Genomic DNA, 18,347 nt, shown 5'->3' with positions numbered 1-18,347 from the left:
TTCATCCCTCCCCCAGGGGCCACACGTACGGCCCCTGGGGATCGTCCAGCCATGACCATTGGCCCTCGGTGCTGACCGAGACCCCGAAGCGTTCGCGGGCCGGGCGGCCCTCGCGGCGCCACAGGTCCAGGGCCTCGCGGGGGTGCAGTGCGCCCGCGGTCAGCACGAGCATGAACTGGAAGCGCTCGTTCTCCACCCACTCGTACGGCAGCCCGTACTCCGCGGCGGCCGGGGCGGGCGGCGGGGTGGCCGTGGCCCCGCGCAGCGGGACGAAGTACGCCGACGTGTGCAGGAAGTTTCCCTCGGCGAAACCGGCGTCCCGGACGGTCAGCGCGATCAGGCCGGTCGACAGCGGCGCCAGGATCCGTGCCCCCGGCCGGCACTGGCCGAGCCAGGCGTGCGGGACCAGGGGCAGCGTGCAGGTCACCATGATCCGGTCGAACGGAGCCCGGGCGGGGCAGCCGCGCGCCCCGTCCCCGGTGACCACCACCGGGTGGTAGCCGAGCTCGGCCAGGTGCGTCCGCGCGGACTCGGTGATCTCCTCGTCCAGGTCGACGGTGGTGACGTGCTCCTCGCCGAGCCGGTGGCAGAGCAGGGCCGCGTTGTAGCCGGTGCCCGCGCCGATCTCCAGGACGTCGTCGCCGTCGCGCACGTCGAGGGCGGCCAGCATCTTCGCCATCAGGGACGGCTGGCTGCTGGAGGAGACCTGCAGGCCGTCGCGCATCCGCGTCGCCAGCGGGGTGTCGACGTAGACCCCGCGGAGCCAGCGGGCCCGACGCTCGGGGTCGGGGTCCTCGGCCCACAGCCGCTCGTGACCGGCGCCGCGGCCGGTCCAGAAGTACGGGACGAACACGTGCCGGGGCACGGCGGCGAAGGCCGCCCGCCAGCGCGGATCCTCCAGCACGCCGGCGGCGGTCAGCTCCCGCACCTGGGCTGCGTGCGCGGTCTCCCGCAGGTCCCGTGTCTCGGTGTGCGCGGTGTGTGCGGCCATGCCTCCACTGTCCTGCGCCGGGCCGCCGCGTGCGAACGCGAGGGGGACCGGGGGGTGGTCCTAGGACCTCGGTCCTGGATCCGGGCGTCTGAGACGATGGTCGGGTGAATGAGATTCCGCGGGGCACGCTTCACGAGCAGACCTTCTACGAGCAGGTGGGCGGCGAGGACACCTTCCGCCGCCTCGTCCGGCGCTTCTACGAGGGGGTCGCGGAGGACCCGCTGCTGCGCCCGATGTACCCGGAGGAGGACCTGGGCCCCGCCGAGGAGCGGTTCGCGCTGTTCCTGATGCAGTACTGGGGTGGTCCGACCACCTACAGCCAGCACCGCGGCCACCCGCGCCTGCGGATGCGGCACGCGCCGTTCCAGGTCGACACGGCCGCTCACGACGCGTGGCTGCGGCACATGCGGGTCGCGCTGGACGAGCTGGGCCTGGCGCCGGAGCACGAGGCGCAGCTGTGGAAGTACCTGACGTACGCCGCCGCCTCGATGATCAATACGGCGGGATAGCGGACGCTACGGGACTCAGACCGGCCGGACTTGGAGGGCGCCCAGGCCGCCGGTGACGCCGGGGCGGCGCATGGCGACGGAGCCGTACGGGGTGCGCAGCCGCAGCCAGGTCCCGGAGGCGAGCAGTGCCACGGGGGCGGGGGCGTCGGGCTCAGCGGCGGGTGCGGGCACGGCGGCCCGTACCGGCCGCAGGAAGCCCAGGGACTGCGCGGCGTGCACGGCGCGCAGCGGGAGCTCGGTGTCGCCCAGGGTGCGGGACCAGATCTCGCGGCCGATGCGGTCGCGCTCGGACCGGGTCCGGTGCTGCACGGGCAGGGCCTCGTCCCGGGCCCGGAACTCGGCGACGGCGGCGGCCACGGCCGCTCCCATCGCCTCGGGGCCGGGCAGCCCCGGAACCTGTCGCCAGCCGCCGCGGGGCGGGAGCACGCCGGCCCAGGGCGGTCCGGTGACCGGCGCGGGCACGGTGGCCTCGGCCGAGGCCTCGTCCACGGACTCCAGCAGCTCACCGGCGGACACCGTCAGGTCCAGCGGCATCGCGACGGGTGCGGCGAGCCGCACCGAACGGACGGCCAGGATGTCGAAGGACGGCGGCCGTCCGAAGACGGCGAGCGCGCCGCCGCCGGCCTGGAGGCGTACGGCGGCGGCGCGGTCGTAGTGCACCAGCCGGCCCAGGAAGGCGGCGAGGTCCGCCGCCTCCCCGGAATCGGCGAAGCGCAACTGGTCGTTCATGCCGCGACGGCCTCGGCGCGCGGCTCGTCGAGGTACTCCTCGAGGAAGTGCCTCTCCTCGGCCGTGATGCGGCGGGGCCGCCCCGCAGCGAGGTTGTAGGGCACGATCACCGTCTCGGCCCGCACGTAGACCGTCTCGGGCGCGTCCTCGGTCGCCTCGTCCTTGACCTCGTAGCGGATGGTCAGGGACGCGGCGCCTATCCGGGTCACCCAGGACTCGATGAGGACGGGCTCGTGACGGTGCACGAGGGGCAGCTTGTAGTCGATCTCGTGACGGGCCACGACGGACCCGCCGGTGAAGGACTCACTGCCCTCCCCCGGCGCGAGGCGGAACATGAAGTCGATCCGCGCCTCCTCCAGATAGCGGAGGAAGACGACGTTGTTGACGTGCCCGAAGGCATCCATGTCCGCCCAACGCAAGGGGCACCGGTAGTGGTGTCTGGCCATGACGGCGACCTCAGCCTCGGGTGAGCTTCTTGTAGGTGGCGCGGTGCGGACGGGTGGCGTCCGGGCCGAGCCGCTCGATCTTGTTCTTCTCGTAGGACTCGAAGTTGCCCTCGAACCAGAACCACTTCGAGTCGCCCTCGTACGCCAGGATGTGCGTGGCGACCCGGTCCAGGAACCAGCGGTCGTGGGAGACGACCACGGCCGCACCCGGGAACTCCAGCAGCGCGTTCTCGAGCGAGGACAGGGTCTCGACGTCGAGGTCGTTGGTGGGCTCGTCGAGGAGCAGCAGGTTGCCGCCCTGCTTGAGGGTGAGCGCCAGGTTGAGGCGGTTGCGCTCACCACCGGAGAGCACACCGGCCGGCTTCTGCTGGTCCGGACCCTTGAAGCCGAAGGCGCTGACGTACGCGCGGGACGGCATCTCGACGTTGCCGACGTTGATGTAGTCCAGCTCGTCCGACACGACCGCCCAGAGGGTCTTCTTGGGGTCGATGTTGGCGCGGCCCTGGTCCACGTACGAGATCTTGACGGTCTCGCCGACCTTGATCTCGCCGGAGTCCGGGGTCTCGAGGCCCTGGATCATCTTGAAGAGCGTGGTCTTGCCGGCGCCGTTCGGGCCGATGATGCCGACGATGCCGTTGCGCGGCAGCGTGAACGACAGGTCGTCGATGAGGACCTTGTCGCCGAACGCCTTCGAGAGGTTGTTGACCTCGACCACGATCGAGCCCAGGCGCGGGCCCGGCGGGATCTGGATCTCCTCGAAGTCGAGCTTGCGCATCTTGTCGGCCTCGGCCGCCATCTCCTCGTAGCGAGCGAGACGGGCCTTGGACTTCGCCTGGCGGCCCTTGGCGTTGGAGCGGACCCACTCCAGCTCTTCCTTGAGGCGCTTGGCGCGCTTCTCGTCCTTCTTGCCCTCGACCTTGAGGCGCTCGGACTTCTTCTCCAGGTAGGTGGAGTAGTTGCCCTCGTACGGGTGGGCGCGGCCGCGGTCGAGCTCGAGGATCCACTCGGCGACGTTGTCGAGGAAGTAGCGGTCGTGGGTGACGGCCACGACGGCGCCCTTGTACTGGGCCAGGTGCTGCTCCAGCCAGTTCACGGACTCGGCGTCGAGGTGGTTGGTGGGCTCGTCGAGGAGCAGCAGGTCGGGAGCCTCCAGCAGCAGCTTGCAGAGGGCCACGCGGCGCTTCTCACCACCGGAGAGGGTGGTGACCGGCCAGTCGCCGGGCGGGCAGCCCAGGGCGTCCATGGCCTGCTCCAGCTGGGCGTCCAGGTCCCACGCGTTGGCGTGGTCCAGGTCGTCCTGGAGCTTGCCCATCTCTTCCATCAGCTCGTCGGTGTAGTTCGTCGCCATTTCCTCGGCGATCGCGTTGAACCGGTTGAGCTTGGTCTTGATCTCGCCGACACCGTCCTCGACGTTCTCGAGGACCGTCTTGGACTCGTCGAGCTTGGGCTCCTGCATGAGGATGCCGACGGAGTAGCCGGGAGAGAGGAAGGCGTCACCGTTCGACGGCTGCTCCAGACCCGCCATGATCTTGAGGACGGTGGACTTACCGGCGCCGTTCGGGCCGACCACACCGATCTTCGCGCCGGGCAGGAAGTTCAGGAAGACGTCGTCAAGAATCACCTTGTCGCCGTGCGCCTTGCGCGTCTTGCGCATGGTGTAGATGAACTCAGCCAAGAGAAACCGTCCGGCAGATCGATGGTGGGCAGATACACCCCATCTTGCCAGGCGTCCATAGCCAGGGGGAAACGCGTATGGTCCGGGGACCCTGACCTGGGGTCCAGCGTCAGGGCCCCCGCGCGGTCCTGGTCGTCATTGGTCACCTTGGGCCGCCCTTGGGTCACCTCCGACGGCCCAGGGACGGCCCAGCATCGGACCCCACCGTGCACCTTTGTGCAGGTGGAGGTCATACCCGCCGCTGCACTGCACCCGCCGAAGCAAGCGCGTCGGCCACGGCAGCCATGCCGACCACGACGACGTCTGCCCCCGCCTCGGCAAGCGTGGACCGCTTCCGGGGCTTGTTCGCGAAGCCGATGCTCCGGATACCTGCGGCCCGGGCCGCCTCGACATCCGTGGTCGAGTCGCCGATGAGCACCAGGGCGGCAGGCTCGACGCCCAGGGTCGCGGCGGCAGCGCGCAACGGGTGTGGGTCCGGCTTCATGAGATCCGGCCGAAGGACGGGGCGCCCGACCACGGCATCGACGGTTCCGTCGATGCCATGGATCACCAGGTACTCGCGCACGCACTCGGCAGAGTTGTTGCTCACCACGGCCACCCGCCGGTTCGATTCCCTGGCCGCTGCGAGTGCCTGCACCGCGCCTGCCACAGGCGGCCCGGCCACTTTGACCGCAGCGACTTCGGCAGCGGTTAGCGCAGCCTCCACGTCGGACAGCAGCGTCGCGCCGCCCTCCTGCGAAAGCCGGTGGATCTCCATCGGGTCATCAGTGGCCCGGGCGCGGTCCGCGAGTGCCGGCGCGTGGCGCGCAACGATCTCGGCCAGTTCCACGGCGACCTGCGGAGCGGGCAACCCACGGAAAACGTCACAGATGGGCCCGTCGAAGTCGAAGAGCACCCCCGTTGACGTCCCGACGACATCGGCCAGAGCGTCAGAGGAGCTGGGCATCTGCATCCCTCGCGATCGTTTCCCAGATGCTGTCGAACCACATGCGCGCCTGCTCGACCTGCTGCGCGCCACTGGACGAGTCACCGTCGTTCATCGAGTGGTGGAACAGAATCGTGTCCTTGCCCACCAGGTCGAAGATCTCGATGGCCTCGCCCTGCGCGACGACCTTGTTCGGCCGGATCGGGTAGTACCCGAAGAACGCGTCCTCATTGTTGATCACGTACAGCTTGAAGAACTGCGTACCGCTGTGCACGCGGACGCTGACGCTGCTCTCCTGGACCAGACCGAGGTGGCTCAGCTCGCTTATGGCGTCGGAGATGCTGCGGGTGTAGCCGATCATGATGTCGTGCATCCGGCTGCGGAGCCGGGCGTCGTCCGCGCAGTCCTCGCGCCGGACCGGGGCCGCCTGCGGCACGTCCATGTCAGGCACCAGGATCCGGATCCGGATGCTGGTCGGCGTGAGCCGCCCAACCCGGATCTTGTCCAGCGGCTCCTGAAGCGCACCGTGCAGGGTCTCACTGGAGAACCCCGCGAAGTCGATCGTGACGTTCTTGCTCGCGAAAGCCTGCTCGACGTAAGGCCGCAGGCCCGCCGGCCGCTCGGTGCGGCTGCGGACGAACACACCGCTCCCCTTGCGGGACACGACAAGCCCTTCGTCTTCCAGGTCCCGTAGCGCCCGCTGAATCGTGGCCCGGGCGAAGCCGAAGTGATCCGTCAGCATCTTGTGCGACGGCAGCTTCTCCCCAGGCGCGAGCTTCCTCGTTCTGATCGCGGCCCCCAGGCTCCGCGCCACCTGTTCGTACGGCGGCCGGTCGTCGTCCGGGTCCAGGGGTTCAAGCGCAAAGGTCATGCCTCCGATGCTACGGCCAGCCTGACTATTTGAGCAGCTTGGATAGCCAGATGTTGACGTGGCTAGCCATGCTGGCTACGTTATTCCCATGCCGACCGGGCTAGCCAAGTAAGTCAGGCTCGAACGGGAGAGCTCTGCCCAAAAGGCACTGCTCAAGGCATTGAGGCCCGCGAAAGCGGGGCGAGGGTCCCGGATCCCTGGTCAACCGGAGGGCGAGACCGAAAGGTCACCGTCTCGCATGCCTAGAACGGGAGCTCGTGTTCCTGAAGGCGAGACCTTTCCGCACGTCCGACCCCCTGTTGGAGGTTGATGTGTACAGACGACATATCTGGGCGCTTCCCGTGCTGGACCGGCACGGGGCGCCGCCCTTCGCGTTTCCAGATCCGCAGCGGTAGCGCTGCGGCCGGTTGCCTCCCCCGCCCGTCCGGAGCTTCGGCACCGTACGGGCGGGGTTGAGGGGAGCCGGAGTCTTCCCGCTTCACCCCAACGCAGTGCAGCCCCGGCGCGGGAACGCCGGGGCTGCTGTTGGGTCCCGTTCCTCTCTCGAAGGAGCTAGACCCGTGAAGTCCATCGTTGCACTTCAGAGCATCGTTACCCCGTGGCCGGACGGTTTGGAGCCGTCGGACGCGGAGCTGAAGGCGATCGAGGTCGAGTTGCCGCTGATCCTGGCGGAGGTTGACCTCCTCGACGCCCTGATCGCCCAGCTGGACCGGCCGGCGTCGGAGTTCGACGCCCGCCGGATCCGCCGGGCCCGCAACCGCATCCTCGCCGCCCGCCGGTGTCTGGCCAACCGCGCCGCCGACACGGCTATGCCGGGGGACGCGGCATGAGCAAGCAGATCTTCCGCGCGCAGCTGTCGCTGCGCTGCTGCGGCACCACCGCCCCGGAGCGGACCGCCGGCCCGTGCTGGCAGCTGTACGTGGCCCAGACCGGTCTGGTCGTCAAGTGGCCCACCTTCACCTGGCCCACGTCCACCGAGATCCCGACCGTCGAGGCGCGCCAGGCGGCTCTGGCCTGCCTCGGGTTCACGCTTGCCGAGGGCGCCGAGTGGGAGTGGTCGGAGCACACCGGCCCCGAGTACCACCCCCACCCGGTCCGGGTTCTCCTGCTGGGCGCGGTCAAGGTCCGTCCGCTGGAAGGCGGGGCGGCATGAACAGCGTTCACGTGGGTTCAGCGGAACGCGCGCTGGCCGTGGGTACGTGGCTGATCGTGGGCGGGGCGATGCTCTACTCCGTCCTGACCGTCACGCCGTTGATGGCCGACCACACTGCTGCCGCATGGCGGTGGACGGCGCCGATCCTGCCGCTGGTCGTGGACGCGGCGGTCGTGATCGTGGTCCGTCTCGATTCCGTCCTGGCCCGCCTCGGCGGACATGGCGGCCCCTGGCCGGTCGGCCTGCGGTGGATGACCGGTGCCATGACCCTGGCCCTGAACATCGGCGCATCCGCCCTGGCCGGGGACTTGGTCGGGGTCGCGATTCACTCGGTGGCGCCGCTTCTCCTGATCGTGACGGCTGAGGCCGGGCTCGCGTACCGGCGGGCCATCACCGCCGCCGTCCACGGTCTGGAAGAACGGGCCCGCGCAGACCGGCAGGCTCGCGAGCAGGCCGTTCAGGATCGGGAGGATGCCCGCGAGCGGCGGAGCCGTGAACGTCGCGAGCACGAAGCGGGCGTCGCTCGTGAACAGCGTGAACATGAGGCCCGGCTCATTCGTGAGGAGGCCGAGCGTCAGGAGCGGATCCGCCGTGAGGAACGGGACCGCGCCGAGGCCGCCGCGACTGCCGAGCGGGAGGCCCGTGAACGCCGTGAACGCGAGCGTGAACAGGCGCAGGCCGAGCGTGAACGCCTTGAACGCCAGGCCGCCCAGCAACGCGAGCTGGAGGCGCGGCAGGAGGCCGAGCGGGAGCGCAGGGAGCGCGCGGAGCAGGCAGAGCGTGAACGCCGTGAACAAGCTCGTGAACAGGAGCGGATCGAGCGTGAACGCGCCGAGCTGCTGGCTTCCGGGCCGCCTGCGGAGAAGCTCCCCGAGGACCGGGCCCGCGCGGTCGTGCAGTCCGCATTCGCGGCCGGCCTCGCCGTCCGGGTCGCCGCCGAGCTGACCGGCTGGTCCGTCGGCTGGGCATCCGCCCGCTACCAGGAACTCCGCGAGGGCGGCGCCCCTGCTCCGGTTCTGGGCCGGTGAAGACCGTCCCGGTCTACCGGTGGCGCCTGGCCCCCGACGGCTTGGCCACCCGCCGTCAGCTCCGTGCCGCCGGGCTCCGGCCCGGCGGTCAGGAGGTCGTCGCCCAGCTGGAGCGTCCCCGCCGGCGGCGGGGTCCGCTGGTCGCCTACCTCTACCGGATCGACCTCGCACTCCCGGTCCGGCCGATGACTCCCGGTTGCTGGGCAGCGCTGGCCAAAGCCGCTGCCGCCCGCCGCCGGTGCCCCGTCTGCCGCACCGATGCCGGGTATGTGATCCCGTCCTCGCGCGGCATGTGCAACGCCTGTGCAGTCGCCCCCCAACTCGCTGCTTGACCTGGAGGCTTGTCTTGTCTTCGTCCAGCTCGCAGGGCTCGCACATGTACGTGCTGACCCTTCAGAACCGTGACCGGAGCGTGTGCACGGTGTCCGGGGCCTTGACGCCGGTGCCCGGCGCGACCCGCTACGACCTCTACCTCCACCTGCGGAGCGAGATGGTCCGGCACTACCCGTCGATGGAGGACGGGAGCGTCACCTTCTTCTCCCTGGAGCCCAACCAGATCTGAACCCCAGCAGGGCCCGGCCAATCGCCTCCTACAGCCTCGGCCGGGCCCTTTCTCCCGTGAAGGAGCACGTTCAGCATGACCGAGACCCTCGCCGAACCGCAGGCTCCCCCCGAAGAAGCCATCCCCACCACCATCCCGGCTCCGGCCGACACCGGCAGCGTCACCACTCCCGCCACGGGATTGGAGCACACGCCGGGCGGGTTCCCGGTGGTGCCGCTGTCCTTGTCCGGGACGAACACCGCCGCCGGGCTGCTGGCCACCGCCGCGATGACCGGCGGCCCCATCGCCGCCGCCATCGCGGCGGGAAGCGCCGCCGTCCTCGGCACCATCGCCGCCCACCAGCACATCAAGACCAAGACCAGCGGCAAGAAGGCCCCGGCCAAGACCGCCCCGGTTGCCGGCCGCTCCGCCGCCGGAAGCACGGGCCGTGGCCTCTTGGGCGCTGTCCCCGGCCAGTCCCGCACCGCCCCACGCACCGGCGGCGCTGGGACCAGGGCCGGATCTGGCGCGACCGGCACCCGCCGGGCTCACCGCCCGGGCAGTACCACCAGCCCCCGATCCGGCGCCACTGGCCGCCAGGGCGGCGGTCCGTCGGTCCGACAGCGCGCGGCGCAGGCCGCTGGCGGTCTGGCCGGAGGCCGGGCCGGTCAGGTTCAGGCTCTCCGTGCCCAGACCCGCGACGCCGCCACGACCCGGGCCGCAGCGCGCACCGCGGCTGTGCAGGCGCGGCGGCAGGTCGCGGACAACCGGCGAGCCGCCAAGGCCGCCGAGCGTACGGCGGCCACGTCCGGGGGAAAGCCTCACGGTCCGGCCGCCCGCACCCTCGCCAAGGGCCTGTCCAAGGCCACATCCGTCCGGGACAAGGCCGCCGGCGTGGCCCGGGCGGTGCGGGACCGCAACGCCGGCCGGGCCGTGCAGCGGGCCCGGCAGGGGGTGCAGGACGCGGCCCTGCGCAGGCGGATCGCGCAGCTCAAGGCACCCGCCCAGCGCGCCGCCCGCAAGGCACTCCTCCGCTCGGCCGCACGTTTCCAGGCCCGCCGCGCGCTCGCGGCCCTGGCCGGGGGCGCGCTCGGTCTGCTGGGCATCGTGACCACCCCGCTGGGCCGCAAGCTCGGCTGGGGCTGGCTGATGAACCCCGGCCGACGCCTGTACCGCTTCCTCCTCGGCCAGGCCCGCGCCGCCCGCGAAGCCCGCGACGCCGAAATCAACGCGCAGCTCGACGCCGACGAGGAAGCCGCCGAAGCGCAGGCCGTGGCCGAACGCGACGCCGACTCCGAGGAGATCGGCGAGACGGTTGCCCGTCCCACCACGCACGTTCCCGCACCGCCCACCAGCCAAGGAGCACACGTGAGCAACGTTTCCGGGTTCCGGTTCGAGGAACTGGCCGCCGAGATGGAACAGGCCGCGCAGTCCTACGAGCCCGAGAACTGCATGGAGATCCTCGCCATGCTGGAGGGCCTGCCCGAGGCCCTGCAGGCCATCGCGAACATCCTGAAGATTCTCGCCGAGCGCTCCGACACCGAGTTCCCGCTGGAGAAGGTCGTGGCGGACATGCTCTCCGACCTCTACGGGGTCTTCGCGAACTCTGTGGACTTCTCGGAGGAGCTCGGCCCGACGTTCCGGCAGGCCCACGAGGCGGACATCGCCCGCCACGAGGACCCCCGCAACGGCTACGAGGCCGAGAAGGGCTGGAACGTCTGATGACCGCCGCCAAGACCGTCACGCACAACGGGCTGGCGCTGGATTGGGCCGCCGGTCATGGACCCGTGACCGGGGCCCTGTCCGCGACCACCGGCGCCTACGCCGTCGCCACCATCGGCACCCTCGCTCACATGCCCCCCAGCTGGGCTCTGGCCGTCGGCACGGTCGGCGCGATCGGCCACACCGCCACCGGCCTGCGCCAGAAGCTCGCCGCACGGACGGTCGGGGCGCGTGCCGCGTCCTGGCTCCTCGGCTCCGGCTGGACGACGTGGGCGCTGGCTACCGGCCCCCTCACCTGGGCCTCCCTCGGTTCCCTCGCCGTGATCGGCGTGGGGATGGGGGCGGCGGCCCGCTCCGTGGGCCTGTACGAGGAGGCCCGGGAGCTGGAGGCCATCGCGGCCGCCGAACGCCAGGTCGCCCGCGAACTGTCCGCCGACCGGCGCGCGGTCGCCGCCGAGTGGGTGGACCGGGTCCAGCGGGTCTGCGGGATCACCATCCGCGTCCTGGCGGTGGAGATGTGGCCCACCGGCAGTGGGTTCACGATCGACGCCGAACTCCCCCAGGGCGGTACCACCTACGACCGGATCGCCCGGGAGAACGCCCGCCTGTCGGCGGATGCCCGGCTGCCACACGGCTGCACCGCCGCCGCGTCGCCGGGCATCGACCAGGGACGCGTCCTGATCGATGTGACCACGGTCAACGTCCTGGCGGCCGAGGTCCCCTACCCCACCGACTACAGCCCCCTGTCGATCCACACCGGCATCCCGTGGGGCTACCGCACCAACGCAGACGAGATCTGCGCCTACCTACGCGAGCAGTGCGCGCTGGTGGTCGGGCCGACCGGATCCGGCAAGACGAACATGGTCCACATCATCCTGGCCGGGTTCGCCCGCGCCGAGGACATGCTGACCTGGGTCATCGACCTCAACGCCGGTTCGGCCGGCCTGCCCTGGGTGCGACCGGCCATGGAGGGCGGGACGGGACAGGTGGTGCGGCCCGGGATCGACTGGCTCGCCGCCACCCACCAGGAAGCCGAGCTGATGCTCGACGCCGCGCTGCGGGTCGGGCTCCAGCGCAAGCGCGCCTACCAGGACCTCATGGCCAAGGCCAACACCGACCTCCTGCCGATCAGCGCCGACATCCCGCAGATCATGCTCGTCATCGACGAGGGCGCCGAGATCCTCGTCAGCGGTGAGCCCGAAAAGAAGAAGCTCGCCAAGAAGATCCTCGAAGTGATCCGGATGCTCCGCGCGATGGGCATCCGCACCGTCCTCACTGCCCTCGGCGCCACCGGGTCCGTGCTGGGCAACATGATGATCCGCCGCGAGGCCAAGACCCGCGTCGCCCTGACCGGCGGCTCCACCGAGGGCATGGACCTCTCCAAGCTGTTCCCCGGCGCCACCGGACTGCGGATCGAGCAGGCCCCCCACAAGGGCACCGGGTTCATGGGCAGCCCCGAATCCCCCGCCGCCCTCTTCGGAACCTGGCGGATCCTGCCCAACCAGATCCGCGACATCGTCCACGCCACCAGCGACCGCCACCCCCGCCTGGACGAAATCTCCGCCAAAGCGGCGGGCCCCGACTACGCCCGCCGCTGGGACTCCGCCCGCACCGCATGGATCACCGACCACCAGCACACCGACCCCGAGACCGAGCAGGGCAGCACCCCCGCCCCGGCCCGCGCGGCCGGCACCGGTGGGGGCCTGAACCTCTCCGCCCACCGCACCGCCACCCCGGCCTCCCCGGTACCGGACGAGGACGCCCTCGCGGCGGAGTTCCGCCGGCAGATCGACGCCCAGTTCGCCACCACCCCCGACCCCGGAGAAGCGAACCCCGCCGCCGGCGAGATGCCGGTGCGGCCGGGGCTGAACCTGTCCGCGCACCGCAGCGAGGAGCGTGAGGCGGAGGACAGCGCGGCCCGGCAGGCCGCCCTCACACTCCTGATCGCCGCCGGGTCCGAGGGCACCGGAGCATCCGCCATCGCCCGCGACCTCGACCGGTACGGGACCACCCGCCAGACCGTCGCCGGATGGCTCAAGACGTGGGCCGAGGACGGCACCGCAGTACGGGTCGGCACCGGAACAAAGACCCGCTACGTCCACCACACCCACACCCCGGAAAGCCCTCAGGACCCCTCCCAGGACTGAACTTGTCGCTTGTCGCCTCCCCATCCCAAAACCCTGTTCCACAGGCCCTCAGAGGCCTGGAAACGGGTTCTGACCTGGGAGGCGACAAGCGACAAGACAAGACAAGCGACAAGCCAGACGACAAGTGACACGACAAGCCACCACGGGACCACGCCTCAACGTTGAGGCGTGGTCCCGTGCTCATCAGGGAGCCCCGTCGTGCATGAACCCACCCGCACGAGCACCCCCCAGACCGCCCGCCACAGCGACCCGATCCACTACCCCACCGCCGTCCAGCAGCCGATGCTGCTGACCGCCGAACTCCCTCCCGGCGTCGAGATCGTCACCCTCCCCGGCGGCTACCGCACCCTCGCCTACACCCACCCCACCGCCACCCCGGCGCCCATCCCGGCTCCGGCACATACCGTCCAGCCGATCCCCGCGTGGGCCAAGACCACCGCCTTGCTCGCCCCGACCATCGGCGGCGGGATCGCCGCCGCCGGGTTCGGCATCTCCTACGCCGCACCGGGACTGATCGCCATGACCGAAGCCCTCTGGGCCGCCCTCGCACTCATCGCCGCCGGCACGCTCGCCCCGCTCCTCCTCCGCACCGGACGCGCGACGGGTGGCCGGGGCGGGGCGCCGGTCCAGCACGTCACCCAGAACATCACCGCGTCCGGGATGTTCGGCCGCGCCAGCGGCACCCTCAACAACCGCTGAAAGGTCCGCCCATGAGCCAGGACCCGCCGCGACTGTCGGAGCTGCTCTCCGACGCGGTCGCCCTCCTCACCGGCAAACGCACCGTCCGCTGCCCGCACCCCGGCTGCGGCGTGAACGTCCGCTACCGCGCCGTCACCCCCGACGAGGCCAAGCACCTCATCGACCTCGCCACCGACCACACCCGCCACTGACACAGCGAGGGCGGCCCCGTCTCGGCAAAGTCCGGGCCGCCCTCATCCAGCTACCACTGGAGGACCCCAGAATGACGCAACTCACCGACATGCCGCGAGACCCCGGCCGTCCGGTCTCACTCCCGAACCTGCGGACCGCGCTCTGGCTCGCCGAACTCGGCATCCCCGCACTGCCGCTGCGGGAGGGCAAGGTCCCGTTCGGGAACTGCCGTGCCTGCGCGAATTCGGCGTGCGGGGACCGACCCCACATGAAGGCCAACGGACCCTGCCAGTGCCCCGCCCCCTGCCACGGCTGGGCGGCCGCCACCACCGACCCGGCCGTCCTCACCTCCCCGGCCTGGGCGGCGGCCTGGCGCCAGGCCGCAGCTGTCGCCTACCACCCCGGCGGCGGCGGGCTCACCGTCGTGGACCTCGACAACGCCGAGGCCATCACCTGGGCCCGCGAGAAACTCCCCGCCACCAAGACCGTGCCGACAACCCGGGGTGAGCACTGGATCTATCGGGGCGCCATGCAGTCCGCCAACAAGGTCCGCCCCGGCATCGACATCAAGTCCCTCGCGGCCTACGCCCGCTGGTACGGCCCCGGCACCGAAGCCATCACCGCCCTGCCCGACGACGTCCGCGCGCTGGCCACCAAGGACGAACCGGCCCCCCGCCCCGCCGCGTACGCCATCACGGTGCCCACGGTGGTCGGAGGCGGGGAGTGCCGTCACCGCACGCCCGCCTACCTGGAGCGTGGCATCGCCATGGCGGAGCAGCGCATCAAGGAGGCGTCCGAGGCCATCCACAACGCCGTGTACCGGATGTTCCTCGCGGTCCTGTCCGTCCACGGCCGGTGCGGCTGCCTGACCGACGCGCACATCAAGCGGCTGTTCACCGCCGCTCAGGGGAAGGGCGAGTCCCTGCGGCACTGCGAGGCCGCTTGGGCCAACGCCCGCACGCAACTGGGAGTGTGACCATGCCTGACGACGAGAAGCCCTCGGGCCGGGAGATCATCACCGGCTACGCGCAGGACAACTTCCGGTACTTCCGCACCGCCGACGGGACCGTGTACGCGCAGAAGAACGGGCACCCGGTCGCGCGGCCGATCCGCTCTCAGGGCACCTCAGGCAGCCACCGGCAGGAACTCATGGTCGGCCTTTACGAGAACGGACGCGGCGTGTTCAACGGGACGGCGCTCAAAGAAGCCCTCGACCTCATCGAGGCGCTGGCGCTGAGCAAGGACGTCCAGCCCGTGCACATCCGCGTCGCCCCGGGCTTCGACGGCGCGACCTGGCTCGACCTCGGACGCACCGACGGGCAGTCCGTACGCATCCACCCCACCGGCTGGGACATCCTCATTCCCGACCCGGCAGAGGTCTGCTGGCGCCGCACCCAGCTCACGGGGGAGCTTCCGCTGCCGACGAAGGACACCGACGGCAAGGGCATCGACCAGCTGCTGCGGCTGTGCAACTTCGCCAACGCGGAGACGGAGTGCCTGGCCATCGCGTGGCTGATCGGCTGCCTCGGACCGTCCGTTCCCGTCCCCGCCCCGTTCCTCACCGGCCCCCAGGGCGCCGGCAAGTCCACCGGCGGCCGGATGCTCGTGCGGATCATCGAGGGCATGAGCGGCGACCTGCGCCGCGCCCCCAAGGACGAAGAGAACCTCATCGCGGCCGTGGCCGCCGGATGGGTCACCGCCCTGGACAACCTGTCCCACCTGGCCCCGGACCTGTCCGACCTCATGTGCTGCATCGTCACCGGCGCCGAGACCATCAAACGCGCCCTCTACACCGACGGCGACGTCGTCCGCGCCCGCTACCGCCGCCCGCTCCTCCTCACCGGCATCGACGTGGGCGTCATCCGCCCCGACCTCGCCGAACGACTCCTCCCCCTCCGTCTGGAACGGCCGCGCGTGCGGCGGACCGAGGCCGAGCTGTGGGCGGAGTTCAAAGAGGCCCTACCCGTCATCCTCGGCTCCCTCCTCGACCTCACCGTCAAGGTCCGCGCCGCCGAGGCCGACATCCCCACCGACCTGCGCATGGCCGACTTCGCCCACCTCTGCGCCCAGCTCGACGCGGCCACCGGCCTCGGAGCGCTGAACGCCTACCGGGCCGCCCTGGACGACCTCAACGACGACGTCATCGAGGGCGACCTCCTCGCCCAGACCGTCCTCAAGCACGCCGCCACCCTCGAACCGGGGGTGGCGACGCGTATGACCTCATCCGAGTGGCTCCACGCCCTCACCCAGCTCTACACCGGCGACGACTTCCGTCCTCTCCCCAAGGGCTGGCCCACCACCGGCAAGATCCTCTCCGACCGCCTCAAACGACTCCAACCCACCCTGGCCGCCCGCAGGGTCCGCATCGACTGGGGACGGATCAACTCGGCCCGCTACATCGAGGTGACCCGACCCGCCGCGACCGTCCCGGAGCAGCAGCACGCGTTCTGACCCCCGGGTCCCGGGTCGTCTGAACAAGCAAGAGGAGCACGCCCCGCCTAGGCGACGGGTGCTCCTCTTGCTTGCCCGGCGGCTTGCCGCCGCTCCAAAAGTCGGGCCGCGCAGCGGCCCCTTCTTGTCGCTTTGGGCCGTCGCACTACGACAGACACCCCCACCTTTTGTCCGAAGGAAAGACGCCTGCGTCACCTGCGTCACTAAGGGACCGGAAACCGGCTCCGACCTGCGACTTACCCGGTGACGCAGAGGGCCATTGCCTGCGTCACCTCGCGTCACCTGCGTCACCAGTGACGGAGCCCATCCCGCCCGGTGACGCAGGCCCGGACAGCCTGCGTCACAGAAAGCGGCAGGTCAGACGACCTGTGTGACGCAGGTGACGCAGTGACGCAGAAATCCCCACCTCGGACAGCACAGCCCACAATGCAACCGCGCTGGAGAAACCCGTGGCCGACCGCTCCGACCCCCGCGCCACGCTGCGCGGCGGGCTCCCCGATCGCTACCTCACCCCCGACGACATCGCCGCCCTGTTCGACGTCCCTCTGGAGACCGTCTACCAGTGGCGCAAGAAGCGCACAGGGCCGCCCGGGTTCCGGGTCGGCAAACACGTCCGCTACGACCCGGGCGCCGTGCACGGCTGGATCGCAGACCAGATGCAGGCGGACATCAGCGTCGCAGCCTGACCCCCACCACAAGCCACCGAGGGCGGGCCCATCCGGGCCCGCCCTCCTCTCGTACGCCCGGAAAGGCACATCACGTGGCAGGCCACATCCAAGACCGCTGGTACAAGAGCGAAGTCGGGCCCGACGGCAAGACCCGCCGGGTCAAGACCGACCGCTACGGCACCGGCATGCGCTACCGCGCCCGGTACGTCGGCCCCGACGGCACCGAGCAGTCGCAGAGCTTCGCGGACCGGCAGAAGACGAAAGCCGAGAAGTGGCTGACCCGGATCCAAGCCGACATGGACTCGGGGCAGTTCTTCGACCCGAAGGCGGGCCGGATCACGTTCCGCGAGTACGCCGAGAAGTGGCTCAGTGGCCTGACTACCGACCTCGTCAGTCAGGAGGCGGTGAGGAGGCGGATTCGCCTTCACGCAGTCCCCCACCTGGGCACTCGTCCCATGGGATCGTTCCAGCCGGAGCACGTACGCACGTGGCTGAGCGACCTCACGACGTCCCTGCCCAACGCGACGTACCGACGCTCGATCTACGACTCGGTTTCCTCCTTGTTCAACGCGGCCAAGGACGACGGAGTGATCCGTTCGAACCCCTGCCACGCACAGTCGGTCAAAGCCCCGGAGCCTGCGCCACGGCTGGTGCAGCCGTGGTCTGAGAAGCGAGTGTTGGCCGTCCGTGCCGGGCTACCCGATCGCTTCGCTGCCATGGTCGACGTCGGTGGCGGTTGTGGTCTTCGACAGGGCGAGATCTTCGGCCTGGAGCGAGACAACATCGACGCGGCGACGGGGTGGCTCAACGTCCGGCAGCAGGTGAAGCGGGTCGGGGGAAAGCTCGTGTTCGCACCGCCGAAGCGGGGCAAGCTCCGCGACGTGCCGTTGAGCCCCGTCACCGCTGCGGCGCTGAGCGCCCACATGACGCGCTTTCAGCCGATCGAGGTGAAGTTGCCTTGGAAGACCCCTGACGGGCCTCTGGTGGCCCGTCAGCTCGTCTTCACGAGCGCCATCGGCCATGCCATCTGGCGAAGCTACTTCGATGACCACGTGTGGAAGGGCGCCTTGGCGTCCGCCGGCATCATCCGGCCGAAGGAGCGGGGCGAGCGGTACGCTGCGGCACCGGACGACGGCATGCATGCCCTGAGGCACTTCTACGCGTCCATGCTCCTGGACAGCGGCGAGAGCATCAAGGCCCTGAGCGTGTACCTGGGGCACTCGGACCCCGGCTTCACCCTCCGGATCTATACGCACCTCATGCCGAGCAGCGAGCAGCGGACACGGGCGGCGGTCGCCGCGGTGTTCGGCGGCTCCCAAAGCGGCTCTGAAGCGGCCTGACGGCCCACAGACGGCCCACGGCCCCCAAACGGCCCCTGATGGGCGGCTCCGCCGCAGGTCAGGGGCCCTATCGGGACTTGTTTTCGCCAGAAACACCCCATCTTGCCGTACGTCCATACCCGCGGGCGAATGGGTAGGTCAGCCGCCCCTGCCCCGGGCCGCGATCGGAACCGACCCCCCGGCCTGCGGCCACTTTCGCCGGCCCGACGGAACCTCCGTCCACGAGGCGGCCGCCCCGGGGGCATGAGGCCCGATCAGGGCCTCCGCGCCGCACCGGGGCC

20 protein-coding genes are annotated in these 18,347 nt (G+C 70.7%); 14 read left to right on the top strand and 6 right to left on the bottom strand.

The annotated features are described in order from the left end of the window. Position 1: 1 nt before the first annotated feature. Positions 2-991 carry a methyltransferase domain-containing protein gene (locus ACIQK6_RS17630; RefSeq protein ID WP_329101979.1) on the bottom strand — a complete coding sequence of 330 codons (990 nt, stop codon included), beginning with the start codon at positions 989-991 and terminating at the stop codon, positions 2-4. A gap of 104 nt (positions 992-1,095) precedes the next feature. Between ACIQK6_RS17630 and ACIQK6_RS17625 the strand changes: the two genes are divergently transcribed. After that, entirely contained in the window at positions 1,096-1,500 is a 405-nt protein-coding gene (locus ACIQK6_RS17625) for a globin (protein ID WP_329101977.1), read from the top strand. Between the two features lie 15 nt (positions 1,501-1,515). Here the strand turns inward: ACIQK6_RS17625 and ACIQK6_RS17620 are convergent, their stop codons facing one another. The 5 genes from ACIQK6_RS17620 to ACIQK6_RS17600 all read right to left on the bottom strand — a co-directional run bounded on the left by ACIQK6_RS17620 (position 1,516) and on the right by ACIQK6_RS17600 (position 6,146). Beyond that, positions 1,516-2,229, bottom strand: a complete 714-nt coding sequence (locus ACIQK6_RS17620; protein ID WP_402695051.1) for a hypothetical protein — start codon at positions 2,227-2,229, stop codon at positions 1,516-1,518. Next, the gene (locus tag ACIQK6_RS17615) at positions 2,226-2,675 is read right to left on the bottom strand and encodes a thioesterase family protein (RefSeq protein ID WP_329101973.1); all 450 of its coding nucleotides are present in this window, start codon (positions 2,673-2,675) and stop codon (positions 2,226-2,228) included. The genes ACIQK6_RS17620 and ACIQK6_RS17615 overlap by 4 nt, the downstream gene beginning before the upstream one ends. A 10-nt stretch (positions 2,676-2,685) precedes the next feature. Then, positions 2,686-4,350, bottom strand: a complete 1,665-nt coding sequence (gene ettA / locus ACIQK6_RS17610) for an energy-dependent translational throttle protein EttA (protein ID WP_329101970.1) — start codon at positions 4,348-4,350, stop codon at positions 2,686-2,688. Between the two features lie 229 nt (positions 4,351-4,579). Next, on the bottom strand, positions 4,580-5,302 hold the full coding sequence (locus tag ACIQK6_RS17605) for an HAD family hydrolase (RefSeq protein WP_402695050.1): 723 nt from the start codon (positions 5,300-5,302) through the stop codon (positions 4,580-4,582). Further along, entirely contained in the window at positions 5,280-6,146 is an 867-nt protein-coding gene (locus ACIQK6_RS17600; protein WP_390545764.1) for a GntR family transcriptional regulator, read from the bottom strand. Before ACIQK6_RS17600 ends, ACIQK6_RS17605 begins: the two co-directional genes overlap by 23 nt. 560 nt (positions 6,147-6,706) lie before the next feature. Between ACIQK6_RS17600 and ACIQK6_RS17595 the strand changes: the two genes are divergently transcribed. The 13 genes from ACIQK6_RS17595 to ACIQK6_RS17535 all read left to right on the top strand — a co-directional run bounded on the left by ACIQK6_RS17595 (position 6,707) and on the right by ACIQK6_RS17535 (position 18,066). Continuing rightward, positions 6,707-6,976, top strand: a complete 270-nt coding sequence (locus tag ACIQK6_RS17595) for a DUF6284 family protein (RefSeq protein ID WP_402695049.1) — start codon at positions 6,707-6,709, stop codon at positions 6,974-6,976. Further along, entirely contained in the window at positions 6,973-7,299 is a 327-nt protein-coding gene (locus ACIQK6_RS17590; RefSeq protein WP_402695048.1) for a DUF6303 family protein, read from the top strand. Before ACIQK6_RS17595 ends, ACIQK6_RS17590 begins: the two co-directional genes overlap by 4 nt. Then, entirely contained in the window at positions 7,296-8,327 is a 1,032-nt protein-coding gene (locus tag ACIQK6_RS17585) for a DUF2637 domain-containing protein (protein ID WP_402695047.1), read from the top strand. The genes ACIQK6_RS17590 and ACIQK6_RS17585 overlap by 4 nt, the downstream gene beginning before the upstream one ends. Further along, positions 8,324-8,659, top strand: a complete 336-nt coding sequence (locus tag ACIQK6_RS17580) for an RRQRL motif-containing zinc-binding protein (RefSeq protein ID WP_402695046.1) — start codon at positions 8,324-8,326, stop codon at positions 8,657-8,659. The genes ACIQK6_RS17585 and ACIQK6_RS17580 overlap by 4 nt, the downstream gene beginning before the upstream one ends. Before the next feature lie 14 nt (positions 8,660-8,673). Then, entirely contained in the window at positions 8,674-8,889 is a 216-nt protein-coding gene (locus ACIQK6_RS17575; protein WP_402695045.1) for a hypothetical protein, read from the top strand. A gap of 75 nt (positions 8,890-8,964) precedes the next feature. After that, on the top strand, positions 8,965-10,590 hold the full coding sequence (locus ACIQK6_RS17570) for a hypothetical protein (protein ID WP_402695044.1): 1,626 nt from the start codon (positions 8,965-8,967) through the stop codon (positions 10,588-10,590). Continuing rightward, positions 10,590-12,737 (top strand): hypothetical protein, encoded by a 2,148-nt coding sequence (locus tag ACIQK6_RS17565; protein ID WP_402695043.1) that lies wholly within the window; start codon positions 10,590-10,592, stop codon positions 12,735-12,737. Before ACIQK6_RS17570 ends, ACIQK6_RS17565 begins: the two co-directional genes overlap by 1 nt. A 198-nt stretch (positions 12,738-12,935) precedes the next feature. Next, entirely contained in the window at positions 12,936-13,436 is a 501-nt protein-coding gene (locus tag ACIQK6_RS17560) for a hypothetical protein (RefSeq protein WP_402695042.1), read from the top strand. An 11-nt stretch (positions 13,437-13,447) separates the two neighbouring features. Continuing rightward, positions 13,448-13,627, top strand: a complete 180-nt coding sequence (locus ACIQK6_RS17555) for a hypothetical protein (protein ID WP_402695041.1) — start codon at positions 13,448-13,450, stop codon at positions 13,625-13,627. Between the two features lie 71 nt (positions 13,628-13,698). Continuing rightward, positions 13,699-14,583 (top strand): bifunctional DNA primase/polymerase, encoded by an 885-nt coding sequence (locus tag ACIQK6_RS17550; RefSeq protein WP_402695040.1) that lies wholly within the window; start codon positions 13,699-13,701, stop codon positions 14,581-14,583. A 2-nt stretch (positions 14,584-14,585) separates the two neighbouring features. After that, the gene (locus tag ACIQK6_RS17545; protein ID WP_402695039.1) at positions 14,586-16,058 is read left to right on the top strand and encodes an ATP-binding protein; all 1,473 of its coding nucleotides are present in this window, start codon (positions 14,586-14,588) and stop codon (positions 16,056-16,058) included. A 449-nt stretch (positions 16,059-16,507) separates the two neighbouring features. Further along, positions 16,508-16,744 (top strand): helix-turn-helix transcriptional regulator, encoded by a 237-nt coding sequence (locus ACIQK6_RS17540; protein ID WP_402695038.1) that lies wholly within the window; start codon positions 16,508-16,510, stop codon positions 16,742-16,744. Positions 16,745-16,818: 74 nt separating this feature from the next. Continuing rightward, complete coding sequence (locus ACIQK6_RS17535; protein WP_402695037.1) at positions 16,819-18,066, top strand: tyrosine-type recombinase/integrase; 1,248 nt, start codon at positions 16,819-16,821, stop codon at positions 18,064-18,066. Positions 18,067-18,347: the final 281 nt, after the last annotated feature.

The organism is Streptomyces sp. NPDC091682 (genome assembly GCF_044756625.1).
Classification (GTDB): domain Bacteria; phylum Actinomycetota; class Actinomycetes; order Streptomycetales; family Streptomycetaceae; genus Streptomyces.
Note: the sequence above shows the minus strand (reverse complement) of the source record. Positions and strands in the feature narration are given on the sequence as shown.

Excerpts from the sequence above, each read along its gene's own strand:
- ACIQK6_RS17590 (WP_402695048.1), top strand. The coding sequence starts at position 6,973 with ATGAGCAAGCAGATCTTCCGCGCGCAGCTGTCGCTGCGCTGCTGCGGC.
- ACIQK6_RS17615 (WP_329101973.1), bottom strand. The coding sequence starts at position 2,675 with ATGGCCAGACACCACTACCGGTGCCCCTTGCGTTGGGCGGACATGGAT.
- ACIQK6_RS17545 (WP_402695039.1), top strand. The coding sequence starts at position 14,586 with ATGCCTGACGACGAGAAGCCCTCGGGCCGGGAGATCATCACCGGCTAC.
- ACIQK6_RS17555 (WP_402695041.1), top strand. The coding sequence starts at position 13,448 with ATGAGCCAGGACCCGCCGCGACTGTCGGAGCTGCTCTCCGACGCGGTC.
- ACIQK6_RS17600 (WP_390545764.1), bottom strand. The coding sequence starts at position 6,146 with ATGACCTTTGCGCTTGAACCCCTGGACCCGGACGACGACCGGCCGCCG.
- ACIQK6_RS17620 (WP_402695051.1), bottom strand. The coding sequence starts at position 2,229 with ATGAACGACCAGTTGCGCTTCGCCGATTCCGGGGAGGCGGCGGACCTC.
- ACIQK6_RS17585 (WP_402695047.1), top strand. The coding sequence starts at position 7,296 with ATGAACAGCGTTCACGTGGGTTCAGCGGAACGCGCGCTGGCCGTGGGT.
- ACIQK6_RS17630 (WP_329101979.1), bottom strand. The coding sequence starts at position 991 with ATGGCCGCACACACCGCGCACACCGAGACACGGGACCTGCGGGAGACC.
- ACIQK6_RS17570 (WP_402695044.1), top strand. The coding sequence starts at position 8,965 with ATGACCGAGACCCTCGCCGAACCGCAGGCTCCCCCCGAAGAAGCCATC.
- ACIQK6_RS17605 (WP_402695050.1), bottom strand. The coding sequence starts at position 5,302 with ATGCAGATGCCCAGCTCCTCTGACGCTCTGGCCGATGTCGTCGGGACG.
- ACIQK6_RS17565 (WP_402695043.1), top strand. The coding sequence starts at position 10,590 with ATGACCGCCGCCAAGACCGTCACGCACAACGGGCTGGCGCTGGATTGG.
- ACIQK6_RS17550 (WP_402695040.1), top strand. The coding sequence starts at position 13,699 with ATGACGCAACTCACCGACATGCCGCGAGACCCCGGCCGTCCGGTCTCA.